The organism is Mycobacterium sp. (genome assembly GCF_032161845.1).
In the GTDB taxonomy this organism is placed as follows: domain Bacteria; phylum Actinomycetota; class Actinomycetes; order Mycobacteriales; family Mycobacteriaceae; genus Mycobacterium.
Genome location: NZ_JAVRQA010000319.1, coordinates 1 through 13,029, shown reverse-complemented (window position 1 = coordinate 13,029; position 13,029 = coordinate 1). Strand labels below are relative to the sequence as shown.

Annotated in this window: 13 protein-coding genes; 9 read left to right on the top strand and 4 right to left on the bottom strand. The window is 66.1% G+C overall.

The annotated features are described in order from the left end of the window. From QOD90_RS17250 to QOD90_RS17230, 5 genes are all read left to right on the top strand, one after another. Nucleotides 1-1,028, top strand: a 1,028-nt coding sequence (locus tag QOD90_RS17250) for a branched-chain amino acid ABC transporter substrate-binding protein (RefSeq protein WP_526351838.1), incomplete at its 5' end; no start/stop codon positions are given. A gap of 78 nt (nucleotides 1,029-1,106) precedes the next feature. After that, on the top strand, nucleotides 1,107-2,117 hold the full coding sequence (locus tag QOD90_RS17245) for a branched-chain amino acid ABC transporter permease (protein ID WP_526351836.1): 1,011 nt from the start codon (nucleotides 1,107-1,109) through the stop codon (nucleotides 2,115-2,117). 32 nt (nucleotides 2,118-2,149) lie between these two features. After that, the gene (locus QOD90_RS17240; protein ID WP_526351842.1) at nucleotides 2,150-3,322 is read left to right on the top strand and encodes a branched-chain amino acid ABC transporter permease; all 1,173 of its coding nucleotides are present in this window, start codon (nucleotides 2,150-2,152) and stop codon (nucleotides 3,320-3,322) included. Then, nucleotides 3,322-4,164 carry an ABC transporter ATP-binding protein gene (locus QOD90_RS17235; RefSeq protein WP_526351834.1) on the top strand — a complete coding sequence of 281 codons (843 nt, stop codon included), beginning with the start codon at nucleotides 3,322-3,324 and terminating at the stop codon, nucleotides 4,162-4,164. The genes QOD90_RS17240 and QOD90_RS17235 overlap by 1 nt, the downstream gene beginning before the upstream one ends. Then, entirely contained in the window at nucleotides 4,148-4,915 is a 768-nt protein-coding gene (locus QOD90_RS17230; protein WP_526351832.1) for an ABC transporter ATP-binding protein, read from the top strand. Before QOD90_RS17235 ends, QOD90_RS17230 begins: the two co-directional genes overlap by 17 nt. A 14-nt stretch (nucleotides 4,916-4,929) precedes the next feature. Here QOD90_RS17230 and QOD90_RS17225 read toward each other — a convergent pair whose 3' ends face one another. Then, nucleotides 4,930-6,195 (bottom strand): lipid-transfer protein, encoded by a 1,266-nt coding sequence (locus tag QOD90_RS17225; RefSeq protein WP_526351830.1) that lies wholly within the window; start codon nucleotides 6,193-6,195, stop codon nucleotides 4,930-4,932. Then, nucleotides 6,192-6,644 carry a Zn-ribbon domain-containing OB-fold protein gene (locus QOD90_RS17220; RefSeq protein ID WP_526351828.1) on the bottom strand — a complete coding sequence of 151 codons (453 nt, stop codon included), beginning with the start codon at nucleotides 6,642-6,644 and terminating at the stop codon, nucleotides 6,192-6,194. Before QOD90_RS17220 ends, QOD90_RS17225 begins: the two co-directional genes overlap by 4 nt. 157 nt (nucleotides 6,645-6,801) lie before the next feature. On the opposite strand from QOD90_RS17220, the gene QOD90_RS17215 reads away from it, so the two are divergent. Together QOD90_RS17215 and QOD90_RS17210 are read left to right on the top strand one after the other, a co-directional pair. Continuing rightward, nucleotides 6,802-7,176, top strand: a complete 375-nt coding sequence (locus QOD90_RS17215; protein ID WP_526351826.1) for a hypothetical protein — start codon at nucleotides 6,802-6,804, stop codon at nucleotides 7,174-7,176. A gap of 15 nt (nucleotides 7,177-7,191) precedes the next feature. Then, nucleotides 7,192-7,632, top strand: a complete 441-nt coding sequence (locus QOD90_RS17210) for a hypothetical protein (RefSeq protein ID WP_526351824.1) — start codon at nucleotides 7,192-7,194, stop codon at nucleotides 7,630-7,632. Here the strand turns inward: QOD90_RS17210 and QOD90_RS17205 are convergent. Continuing rightward, nucleotides 7,626-8,297 (bottom strand): alpha/beta fold hydrolase, encoded by a 672-nt coding sequence (locus tag QOD90_RS17205; RefSeq protein ID WP_526351822.1) that lies wholly within the window; start codon nucleotides 8,295-8,297, stop codon nucleotides 7,626-7,628. The genes QOD90_RS17210 and QOD90_RS17205 overlap by 7 nt on opposite strands. 3 nt (nucleotides 8,298-8,300) lie before the next feature. Next, entirely contained in the window at nucleotides 8,301-9,446 is a 1,146-nt protein-coding gene (locus tag QOD90_RS17200) for an FAD-dependent oxidoreductase (RefSeq protein ID WP_526351820.1), read from the bottom strand. Nucleotides 9,447-9,517: 71 nt separating this feature from the next. Here QOD90_RS17200 and QOD90_RS17195 point away from each other — a divergent pair, with 71 nt between their 5' ends. Then, nucleotides 9,518-10,408 (top strand): LysR substrate-binding domain-containing protein, encoded by an 891-nt coding sequence (locus QOD90_RS17195; protein WP_526351818.1) that lies wholly within the window; start codon nucleotides 9,518-9,520, stop codon nucleotides 10,406-10,408. Between the two features lie 45 nt (nucleotides 10,409-10,453). Next, the coding region (gene polA, locus QOD90_RS17190) for a DNA polymerase I (protein WP_526351840.1) at nucleotides 10,454-13,029 on the top strand (2,576 nt) is incomplete at its 3' end.

The following is a 13,029-nucleotide window of genomic DNA, read 5'->3' as shown; positions in this document are numbered from 1 at the left end:
CTGCCGATCCCGCCGGGGATGGCAAGGCCACGTGCCCGCCGGTGTCGATCGCCATGGCGGGTGCGCTCAACGGCCCCGACGCCGCGCTTGGCATCAACATCAAGAACGGCGTGCAGCTCGCCATCGACAAGCACAACGCCGCCAATCCCGGCTGCCAGGTGCAGTTGAAGCCGTTCGACACCGAGGGTGATCCGCAGAAGGCCACCGGCGTCGCCCCGCAGATCGTCGACGACCAGTACACGATTGGGTTGGTTGGTCCCGCCTTCTCCGGCGAGACCAAGGCGACCGGCACGGTGTTCGATCAGGCCGGCCTCGTCGCCGCCACTGCCTCGGCCACCAACCCGACGCTGAGCGAGAACGGCTGGAAGACCTTCTTCCGCGGGCTGGCCAACGACGGGGTGCAGGGCCCCTCAGTGGCCAACTACCTGAAGAACACGCTGGGCTACAAGAAGGTCTGCGTCGTCGACGACAGCACCGACTACGGCCTCGGCTTGGCGACGCCGATCCGAGAGACCCTCGGGCCGGTGGCTGATTCGGCCTGCAACATCCAGGTGAAGAAGGGTGACAAGGACTTCTCCGCTGCCGTCACGCAGATCAAGGGAGTCAGCCCCGACGCCGTCTTCTACAGCGGTTACTACTCCGAGGCTGCGCCGTTCGTCTCGCAGTTGAAGGATGGCGGGGTCACGGCGACGTTCGTCAGCGCCGACGGCACCAAGGACCCGGAGTTCGTCAAGCAGGCGGGCGAGTCGTCCAAGGGCTCGATTCTGTCCTGCCCGTGCGGCCCGGCCACGGGTACGTTCGCCGAGGAGTACACCAAGAAGTTCGGCCAGGAGCCGGGCACCTACAGCACTGAGGGCTATGACCTCGGGACCATCATGCTCAAGGGCATCGATTCGGGCGCCATCACCCGCCCGGCGCTGTTGGATTACGTGAAGAACTACAACGGTCAGGGCGTGGCGCGTAATTACCAGTGGGCGCCCACTGGTGAGCTCACCACCAACCTGATCTGGATCTTCAAGGTTCAGTAGTCGCTGACACGAGGCGCGTCCGAAGCCGCACGGCTCGGGCGCGCCTCGTATCCATTTACCTGCAAGGAGCCGCCGCCGGTGTTATTGGCCGCCAACATCAACTTCAACGTCGACGGTCTGCTGAACGGCTTCTGGCAGTTGACGATCGACGGTCTGTCGTGGGGCGCCATCTACGCGCTGGTTGCCGTCGGCTACACGTTGGTCTTCGGCGTGCTGCGGCTGATCAACTTCGCCCACTCCGAGATCTTCATGCTCGGCATGTTCGGCACCTACTTCTGCCTCGACCTCATCCTCGGGTTCACGCCGAGCGGCAACGCCTACAACAAGGGCGTCCTGCTGACAGTCGCCTATCTCGCGATCGCGATGATCTTCGCGATGCTGGTATCAGGTTCGGCCGCAGTCGGTTTGGAGTTCATCGCCTACCGGCCGCTCCGGCGTCGAAACGCCAGGCCCCTGACGTTCCTGATCACTGCGATCGGCATGTCGTTCGTGCTTCAGGAGTTCGTGCACTTCATCCTTCCGCACATCATCAAGGGCTACGGCGGGTCCAACGCCCAGCAACCGATCATTCTGGTGCAGCCCAAGACTCAGTTCACCGTATTCGGCGCCACCGTCTCCAACGTCACGCTGGTGATCGTCGTCTCCGCGTTGGTGCTCGCGGTGTTGACCGACATCGCGATCAACCGCACCAAGTTCGGCCGCGGTATTCGCGCGGTGGCGCAGGACTCGACGACCGCGACCCTGATGGGGGTCTCCCGCGAGCGGATCATCATGAGCACGTTCCTGATCGGTGGTCTGCTTGCTGGCGCCGCGGCGCTGCTGTACACGCTCAAGGTGCCGCAGGGCATCATCTACTCCGGCGGTTTCTTGCTCGGCATCAAGGCCTTCTCGGCCGCGGTCCTCGGTGGCATCGGCAACCTGCGCGGTGCGTTGTTGGGTGGCCTGATCCTCGGCATCATGGAGAACTACGGCCAGGCCTTGTTCGGTACGCAGTGGCGTGACGTCGTGGCATTCGTGCTGCTGGTTCTCGTCCTATTGATCCGACCGACCGGCATCCTCGGTGAGAGCCTCGGGAAGGCGCGAGCATGAGTCACCAGGCGGGACCCCAGGGCGGTCAACGCATGACGACGGCGCAGCGACTGCTGGCACCCGGCGACGGCCTACGGCAGTGGTGGTCGGACCTGAGCAGACCGGCGAAGTGGATCTTCGGTGTCGTCGGCTTTGGGCTGTTGGCGTTGTTGCCGTTGTACACACCGGGATTCGTCGACACGCCGGGCATCAGTTTCGGCGGCACCATGGCGGCGTTCGCAATGGTGGCGATCATTGCGATCGGCCTCAACGTCGTCGTCGGCCAGGCGGGCCTGCTCGACCTGGGATACGTCGGCTTCTACGCCGTCGGTGCGTACACCGTCGCGTTGCTCACCAGCCCCGACAGCCCCTGGAACCAGATCAGCGCCACCGGGTTCTTCAGCAAGGACTGGGCATGGCTGTCGTGCGTGCCCATCGCCATGGCGGTGACGGCGATGGCGGGCTTGATTCTCGGCATTCCCACGCTGCGACTGCGCGGTGACTACCTGGCGATCGTGACACTGGGCTTCGGCGAGATCATCCGGCTGCTCGCCGACAACCTCAACGACATCACCAACGGGTCGCGCGGCCTCAACCAGATCGCCTACCCGCGGGTGGGGGAGAGCGAACGGTTGCCGAACGGTGTGTTCTCCAGCGGCAACTCGACGGGTCACGCCAATTACGGCACCTGGTGGTTCTGGCTCGGGCTGGCCCTGATGATCGGCATCCTGCTGCTGGTCGGCAATCTGGAGCGCAGTCGGGTCGGTCGCGCCTGGGTGGCCATCAGGGAGGACGAGGACGCCGCAGAGGTGATGGGCGTCAACACCTTCCGCTTCAAGTTGTGGGCGTTCGTGATCGGTGCGGGCATCGGCGGGCTCTCCGGAGCGCTGTACGCCGGTCAGGTGCAATACGTCGCGCCGACGAACTTCAACATCATCAACTCGATGCTCTTCCTGGTCGCCGTGGTGCTCGGTGGTCAGGGAAACAAGCTCGGAGTGATCTTCGGTGCCTTCATCATCGTCTACCTACCCAACCGACTCCTCGGAGTGGAACTGCTCGGCGTCAACCTCGGCGACCTCAAGTACCTGTTCTTCGGGCTCGCTCTGGTGGTGCTGATGATCTTCCGTCCGCAGGGCCTGTTCCCCGTGCGACAGCAGTTGCTCGCGTACGCCACGTCGGCGCGCAAGCTGTTGAGCAAGGCCGACGATTCGAAGGCGGCCGCATGATGAGTGAAGAACCCGTGATCGACGAGGAGATGGCGGCGCTGCACCGCGAGGTGAAGGCGGCCGAGGGCGAGACACTGCTGCAGACCACGGATCTGACCGTGAAGTTCGGCGGTCTGACGGCACTCGATGCGGTGACGTTCGACATCAAGCGTGGCGAGATCCTCGGGTTGATCGGCCCCAACGGCGCTGGCAAGACGACGTGCTTCAACGCGATCACCGGGGTGTACCGACCCACCTCGGGCACGGTGACCTTCGACGGCGCTCCGCTGGGAAAGATCAAGCGGCATCAGATCACCCGGCGCGGCATCGCCAGAACGTTCCAGAACATTCGGCTATGGGGCGAGATGACGGCGCTGGAGAACGTCGTCGTCGGCACGGATGCCAGGCACAAGACGTCAGTCCCCGGCGCCCTGGTCCGGACGCCCCGCCACCGGCGCGAGGAGAAGTCGGCAATCGAGAAGGCCGCTGCGCTGCTTCAGTTCGTTGGCATTTCCCAACGCTCCGACGAGAAGGCCAAGAACCTGCCGTACGGCGATCAACGCCGGCTCGAGATCGCCAGGGCCTTGGCGACCGAGCCCAAGCTTCTGTGTCTCGACGAGCCTGCCGCCGGCTTCAACCCGAGCGAGAAGTCGGCACTCATCGAACTGATCCAGGCGATCCGGGACGACGGGTACACCGTATTGCTCATCGAACACGACATGCGATTGGTCATGGGTGTCACCGACCGGATCGTGGTGCTGGAGTTCGGGCGCAAGATCGCCGACGGTCTGCCTGCCGAGATCCGCGAGGACCCGAAGGTCGTCGCCGCATACCTGGGGGTGCCCGATGACGAGCTCGACTGAGGTAACCGACAACAGCGACGCCGAGGGGCGTCCGGTGCTGCTCGAGGTCCGTGACGTCGTGGTGCACTACGGCAGAATCCAAGCGCTGCACGGGGTTTCGCTGAAAGTGCACGAAGGTGAACTGGTCACCCTGCTGGGATCCAATGGTGCTGGCAAGACCACGATGATGCGGGCGATCTCCGGCTTGCGGCCGCTCACGTCGGGTTCGGTGTGGTTCGACGGCCAGGACGTCTCGAAGGTCAAGGCCCACCGCAGGGTCACCGACGGGCTGATCCAGGCACCAGAGGGACGCGGGGTCTTTCCAGGGATGACCGTGGTCGAGAACCTCGAAATGGGTTGTTACGGACGCAAGTTCCCGACCAAAGCCGAGCACCGTGAGCGCTTCGACTGGGTGCTGGAGACGTTTCCGCGCCTCGCCGAACGGCGCAGTCAGGTCGGCGGCACGCTGTCGGGTGGGGAGCAACAGATGCTCGCCATCGGCCGCGCGCTGATGGCACGGCCCAAGGTGCTGCTACTCGACGAACCGTCGATGGGCCTGGCGCCGATGGTCATCTCGCAGATCTTCAGGATCATCTCCGAGATCAACAAGCAGGGCACCACGGTGCTGTTGGTCGAGCAGAACGCCCAGCAGGCGCTGAGCCGGTCCGACCGCGCCTACATCTTGGAGACGGGGTCGGTCACCAAGTCGGGCAATGCCCGAGACCTGTTGGCCGACGACAGCATTCGCGCGGCCTACCTCGGCGTGGCCTGAGTTTCAGCTGCGCGCTAGCGGGCGACGATGACTGAGGAGCCGTGGCCGAAGAGGCCCTGGTTGGCGGTGATGCCGACGGTGGCGCCGTCGACTTGCCGGCCGGTCGCCTGACCCTTGAGCTGCCAGGTGAGTTCACAGACCTGGGCGATGGCCTGGGCGGGGATGGCCTCACCGAAGCACGCCAGGCCGCCGGACGGGTTGACGGGGATGCGGCCACCGAGGGTGGTGGCGCCGCTGCGCAGGAGTTCTTCGGCTTCGCCCTTGGCGCACAACCCGAGATGCTCGTACCAGTCCAGCTCCAGTGCGGTGGACAGGTCGTACACCTCGGCCAGGCTGAGGTCTTCTGGCCCGATGCCCGCTTCGGCGTAGGCGGCGTCGAGGATCTGGTCCTTGAAGACGCGATTGGGTGCGGGCACGACGGCGGTGGAATCGGTGGCGATGTCGGGTAGTTCGGGCAGGTGCTGCGGGTAGCGCGGGGTCACCGTCGACACCGCCCGCACCGACGGCACGCCCTCGAGGGAGCCGAGGTGCTTCTCGGCGAACGACTTCGACGCCACGATCAGTGCGGCGGCTCCGTCGGAGGTGGCGCAGATGTCGAGCAGGCGCAGGGGATCGGAGACGACGGGGGAGGCCAGCACGTCGGCGGTGGTGACGTCCTTACGGAAGCGGGCGTTCGGATTCTGTAGGCCGTGGCGGGCGTTCTTCACCTTGACCTGGGCGAAGTCCTCAAGGGTGGCGCCGTAGAGGTCCATCCGGCGGCGCGCGAGCAGGGCGAAGTACACCGGGTTGGTGGCACCGATCAGGTGGAAGCGCTGCCAGTCGGGATCATTGCGCCGTTCGCCGCCGACCGGGGCGAAGAAACCCTTGGGGGTGGTGTCGGCGCCGATGACCAGGGCCACGTCGCAGAATCCGGCGAGGATGTGGGCGCGCGCGGACTGCAAAGCTTGGGAGCCCGATGCGCAGGCGGCGTAGCTCGAGCTGACGGGGACGCCGTTCCAGCCCAGCTTCTGGGCGAACGTGCCGCCGGCGACGAAGCCGGGGTAGCCGTTGCGGATGGTGTCGGCACCGGCGACGAGTTGGATCTGGCGCCAGTCCAGGCCGGCCTCGGCGAGTGCGGCGCGGGCGGCGACGACGCCGTACTCGGTGAAGTCGCGGCCCCACTTGCCCCACGGGTGCATGCCGGCGCCGAGGATGTAGAGCGGTTCCGGCGGGCCGGAGCGAAGCGACTCGGGGGATGTGTACGGCGGGCCGGAGCGAAGCGACGGGTCCGGGGTGCTCACGAGGCGATCCTCCAGGCGTAGACGGTCCGCACGAAGCCATCCTCGTCGGTATAGAGCGGCATGGTCGTCAGCTCCATCTCCATGCCGACCTTCAGGTCGGCGGCCAGGGTGCCCTCGACGACCTTGCCAAGCACGATGATTCCCTCTTCGGCCAGTTCCACCGCGGCAACGGCGAACGGCTCGAACGGATCCGGCGACGGATACGGCGGGGGTGGGGCGTACTGGTTTTCGGTATAGCTCCACAGCGTGCCCCGCCGCGACATCGGCACCTGGTCGAGCTGGTCGCCGTCACATGCCGGGTTGGGGCAGTTGTTCTCGCGCGGTGGGAACACGAACGTCGCGCACTGTGTGCACTTGCCTGCGATGAGGTGGGCAACCCCGGTGTCGTCGGTGGCGAACCACCCGTCGATGGCCGGTAGTTGCGCTTGGGCGTCCGTAGATCCTGGCACGCGGCAAGCGTAATCGATCGACGCCCGGAAACTGAAACGTGTTCCAGTTGTCGTGGGGTTCGTGAAGTTGGGATCGGTAGCGATCAGACCCCTGTGCACTAGCGGCGGAGTAGCGTCCCGGACATCTCAGTCCGAGACCCGGAGATCGGAGACAGCGATGGGATTCTTCAACAAGGCGAAGGAAGCCGCTCAGCAGGCGCAGCAGGCGTTCGCCCAGCAAGGTCCGGGCGCCGTGCACGTTCAGGGCGCCGGTCCGATCGACCCGGCCATCTTGGGCGGGCCATCGACCCGCTCGGTGGCCGCGGACGATCCGATCTGGCAGCCCATCAACGGCATCTCGCTGCAGGACTACGGCGAGCTCGCGCGCGAGGCTCAGGCCCGCGGGATCAACGACGAAGCCGGAATGATCACCCTGGCCCAGGAGCGGGGCTGGGATCCTGCGGATACCAAGGCCGCGCTCGACGGCTGGGTTCAGCGGATGGGCCAGTCGATGGCCGTCGGCCAGCAGTTCCGCAAGTTCCTCGGCTACTGACCGGGACTGATCACGATGCCCAACCCCTTCAAGGACTGGGCCCGGATGTACGACGCCAACAAGCAGTACTTGGAGTCGCAGGGCCGTCCGTCGTCGTACCTGGGCCAGCTGGGCGACATCCCCAATCGGATCCACGAGGCTGCTGACGCAACTGAGCTCGGCATGAAGATGCTGCGGCACGCGCAGCTATCGAACGGTGCCGGCCTGCGCGCCAGCGTGACCGTCGAAGGCATCTGGACCGTTGGCTCCTACCTCGGCATGTCGCCGGTGCTGCGGGTGCAGGGCAGGGTCGCACGCGAGGACGGCACGCCGGCCTACGGTGCGGTGTTCGACGAGGTGGTCGCGCAGATGCACGCCGGACGGATACAGCCCGGCGCCACCCTCGCCGTGTTCGTCGACCCGCAGAACCCGGTGGACATGACCATCGACTGGATCCGTACGGGTCAGGCTCAGTGACCGACGTTGAGCAGGATTCGGACCAGGTCCTCGGGGTTGTCCCGCATCTGTTTGTGGGCGCCGTCCAGTGAGTGGGTCGTCCACGCCGGGTCGCTGCGCACCTTGGCATACGTTGCGGCGAAAGGTGATTCGTTCGGCCACTTCTGTGCGTAGACGAAGACGCGTCGACGGAATCGGCTCAGGTCGGCAGTAAGCCGGATCCGCTGCATGAGGGATGCGAGGGGATGGGCGGTGGCACGGTCGTCGAAGAAGGGCAGAGGCCGAACTCCGTAGCCGGTGTCGTCGACGTCGGTGTACCAGTCCCGCTGTTCGGTGGTGTTCAACGTCCAGCAGGAGTCGCCATCCTCTGGGACGAATGCGTCGAAGTACACCAGCGAATCTACCTGTGCCGGGATGCGATCCGCGACGGCGGTGATCACCATGCCGCCGTAGCTGTGCCCGACGAGCACCAGTTCGGTGGCGTCGGGCTCCACTGCGAGAGCGGAAAGGACGTCGGCGACGTGAGTCGCCAAGTTCACCCCGGCAGCCGCCAGATGTGCACGTTCGGCGACGCCAGTCAGCGTGTAGGCGAGTACCCGGTGACCGTGTGACCGCAGCGAGGTCGCGAGATCGTCGAAACACCAGGCGCCGTGACACGCGCCGGGGATCAGAACATAGGTCGTCACGGTCTAGCTCCCATCGGCACGGGTGTCGCGGCGGTACTTGGCGGTGACGTCGGCGAGTTCGTCGGGTTTGGCGCCGCCCCTGAGCATCTCGCGGTTCGCCGCGACCACGTCGGCAGTTTCGACTAGGCGTCGAGTCTCGTACTCGCGCAGGCCGTTCCGTGCATCGCGAGCTAGTTCATCGGCCAGCGTCAAGGCATCGATGATCGACTGTGAGCCGCCGTTCGCGCCCACCGGGTACATCGGGTGGGCGGCATCACCTAGCAGGGTGACCCGGCCGTCGCCATCGGGATCCGACCACCACGGCAACGGGTCGCGGTCGACCATCGGGTACTCGAGCACGACGTCGGCAGCGCGGACCAGGCCCGCCGCGTCGAGCCAGTCCACCCGAAAGTCGCCGAGGTGTCCGACGACGACGTCCGCTGCGGCTGGCGCATTCCAATTCGCATCGCCCGGCAGCGCGCCCGGCGCGGCTTCGTCGACCTGGACCACCCAGTTGATCAGCCCGTCCCCGATGGGATAGGTGATGACGTCGACGCCGTCGCCCTTGATGATGGCCATCGTCTCGCCGTCGAGGAAGGCCGCGGCCTTCGTCGCACCACGGAACATCCGCATCCCCGACCACAGCAGGGGATCGCCGACGGGATGCAACTGGGCTCGGACCGCAGAGTGAATGCCGTCCGCGCCGATCAACACGTCGGCCGAGAGAGGTCCGGCGGTCGTGTGGACGAGCACTTCGTCCGCCGACTCGTCGAATCCGGTCAACCGGTGACCGGTGCGCACCGCGTCGGGCCCGAGTCGGTCCCGCACGGCGGCCAGCAGCAGCGCCTGCAGCCGGCCCCGATGCACCGAGAGCTGTGGCCCGCGATATCCGCCGTCGATGCCGCGCGGCTCGCGAAAGAGGAGCCGACCGCGCGAATCGTGAAACTCGATCGCCTTGGGAGCCGCGGCATGGCGCGCCACCTCGTCGGCCATGCCGAGACGGTCCAGCTCGGCCACCGCTCGAGGCAACAGGTTGATCCCGACCCCGAGGGGCTTCAGATCGGTCGCGCTGTCGACGACGATCGCCGCGATGCCTCGTTCGTGCAGGGCCAGTGCCGTGGTCAACCCACCGATTCCTGCTCCTGCGACGAGAATTTGGGTATCAGTCATGCCTTCTAGCGTCGGCGCAGCAGTTTCATACGTCCAATACATGATTACGAGACAAAGTATTGTCCTTGCTTATGGAGTTGCGCCAGCTCGAATACTTCGTCACCGTCGCGGAACGGGCGAACTTCACCAGGGCCGCCGAGCAACTCCATGTCGCGCAGCCAGCGGTCAGCGCACAGATCCAGAAACTCGAGCGCGAACTCGGTCAGCCCTTGCTGGACCGCTCGAAGCGGACCGTTCGCTTGACGGGCGCCGGTGCGGCGGCGCTGCCGTATGCGAAGGCCGCGCTGACAGCCGTCGCCGACGTGAGACGGGCTGTCGACGAGCTCACCGAACTCGCCAGCGGGACCGTTGCCATCGGCACGGTGACCGCTCACGACGTCGACATTCCCGGCTTGCTCGCGGACTTCCACGCCGCGCACCCCGGCGTCGAGATCACGTTGAGCACCGACAACTCGGACGTCCTGATCGATCGGTTGGGCACCGGTGTGCTCGACGTGGCGATCGTGTCCGTCGGATCCGAGAGCCTTTCCGAAGGTCTCGACGTCGAAGTCGTCACCGATGAGGCGATCGAGGCGGCGGTGTGTCACGACGACGAGTTGGCGGGGGAGTCGACCATCGGTCTGGCCGCGCTCGCCGAGCGATCCCTCATCGCCCTTCCGGTCGGCACCGGCGTGCGAGCCCGGCTCGACCAGGCGTGCGCAGCGGCGGGGGTGTCGGCGAGGATCGCCTTCGAGGCGTCATCGCCGATGGCCCTTGCCGAATTGGCCGAGCGGGGTCTCGGCGTCGCCATCGTCCCGAGTTCCGTGGCGCGGTCCAGACCGGGACTTCACGCGCTGGCGATCACCCCGGAGATGCGCGGGCGTCTGGTGCTGGCCTGGCGGTCGACCGGCCCGACGAATCCCGCCGCCGCGGTCCTGGTGCAGATGGCACGGCGTCTCATCCGCGTCGGTGGGGGTGAATAGAGTGAGGGCGTGAGCCCTGCCAAGACCGACACCAAGCCCACATTGATGCTTCTGGACGGCAATTCGCTGGCGTTCCGCGCCTTCTACGCGTTGCCTGCCGAGAACTTCAAGACGCAGGGCGGGTTGACCACCAACGCGGTGTACGGCTTCACGGCGATGTTGATCAACCTGCTTCGCGACGAGCAGCCCACACACATCGCAGCGGCCTTCGACGTGTCCCGTCAAACGTTCCGATCCGAGAAGTACCCGGAGTACAAGGCGGGCCGGTCGGCGACTCCCGACGAGTTCCGCGGCCAGATCGACATCACCAAGGAAGTCCTTGTCGCACTGGGCATCACCGCGTTGGCCGAGGCCGGATTCGAGGCCGACGACATCATCGCGACGTTGGCCACCCAGGCCGAGTCCGAGGGCTATCGCGTTCTGATCGTCACCGGTGACCGCGATGCGCTACAGCTCGTCAGCGACGACGTGACGGTGCTCTACCCGCGTAAGGGCGTGTCCGAGCTGACCCGGTTCACCCCGGACGCCGTCGTCGAGAAGTACGGCCTGACTCCCACTCAGTACCCGGACTTCGCGGCGCTGCGCGGCGACCCGAGCGACAACCTGCCCGGCATCCCTGGTGTGGGGGAGAAGACGGCATCCAAGTGGATCGTCGAGTACGGATCGCTGCAGGCGCTCGTCGACCAGGTTGACACCGTCAAGGGCAAGGTCGGAGAGTCGTTGCGCGCCAACCTTTCTCACGTCATCCTCAATCGCGACCTGACCGAACTGGTCAAGGACGTACCGCTGCCTCAGACGCCGGACACGCTGCGGATGATGCCGTGGGACCGCGACCAGATCCACCGACTGTTCGACGACCTCGAGTTCCGTGTCCTCCGTGACCGGCTGTTCGAGACCCTCTCGTCCGCCGACCCCGAGGTGGAACAGGGCTTCGACGTGCGCGGCGGGGTGTTGGAGCGTGGCCAACTGGCGGCCTGGCTCGCCGAGCACAGCAGCGGCCAGCGATTCGGTCTCGCCGTAGTGGGCAATCACCTGGCCTTCGACTCCGATGCGACGGCGCTGGCCATCGTCTCAGCCGACGGTGAGGGCTGCTACCTCGACACCTCCGCCATGGAGCCCGAGGACGAGGCGGCGCTGGCAGCCTGGCTCGCCGACCCCGGACCGGCCAAGTCGCTGCACGAGGCCAAACTCGCGATGCACGATCTCGCGGGTCGCGGCTGGGACCTCAAGGGCGTCAGCTCCGACACCGCATTGGCCGCGTATCTGGTGCGACCAGGTCAGCGCAGCTTCGCACTCGACGACCTCGCCGTGCGGTACCTCAAGCGCGAGCTGCGAGCGGAAAACCCGGAACAGCAACAACTCTCACTTCTCGACGATGAGGACGGCGTCGACGATCAGGCGGTCCAGACACTGCTGTTGCGGGCGTCCGCGGTGGCCGATCTCGCCAACGCCCTCGACGAGGAGCTGGCGCGGATCGACTCGTCGGCCCTGCTTGGCCAGATGGAGCTTCCGGTGCAACGGGTGCTCGCCCAGCTGGAGGCGACGGGGATCGCCGTCGACCTCGACCTCCTTGGCCAGCTGCAGAGCCAGTTCGCCAACCTGATCCGCGACGCCGCCGAGGCCGCCTATGCGGTGATCGGCAAGCAGATCAACCTCGGCTCGCCGAAACAGCTGCAGGTCGTGCTGTTCGACGAACTGGAGATGCCGAAGACCAAGCGCACCAAGACCGGTTACACCACCGATGCCGACGCGCTGCAGGGCCTGTTCGACAAGACGGGACACCCCTTCCTGCAGCATCTGCTCGCGCATCGCGACGCCACCAGGCTCAAGGTCACCGTCGACGGACTGCTGAACGCGGTGGGCTCCGATGGGCGCATCCACACCACGTTCAACCAGACCATCGCCGCGACCGGACGGCTGTCGTCGACCGAGCCGAACCTGCAGAACATCCCGATTCGCACCGAGGCCGGCAGGCAGATCCGCGACGGCTTCATCGTCGGCGATGGCTATGCCGAGCTCATGACCGCGGACTACAGCCAGATCGAGATGCGGATCATGGCTCATCTGTCGCGCGACGAGGCGCTCATCGAGGCGTTCAACACCGGCGAGGACCTGCATTCGTTCGTGGCGTCCCGCGCATTCGACGTGCCCATCGACGAGGTGACCGCGGAACTGCGGCGCCGCGTGAAGGCCATGTCCTACGGGTTGGCCTACGGCTTGAGCGCCTACGGGCTGGCCGCCCAGCTGAAGATCTCGACCGAGGAAGCCAAGGTGCAGATGGACGCTTACTTCTCGCGTTTCGGCGGCATCCGCGACTATCTACGCGACGTGGTCGACCAGGCTCGCAAGGACGGCTACACCTCGACGGTGTTCGGGCGTCGGCGGTACCTGCCGGAGTTGGACAGCAGCAACCGCAACGTCAGGGAGGCCGCCGAGCGGGCCGCTCTGAACGCACCGATCCAGGGCAGTGCCGCCGACATCATCAAGGTCGCGATGATCAACACCGACAACGCCATCCGCGAGGCAGGCCTGACGTCCCGGATGCTCCTGCAGGTACACGACGAGCTTCTGTTCGAGGTGGCCGAGGGGGAGCACGACCAACTCGACGCACTGGTGCGGGA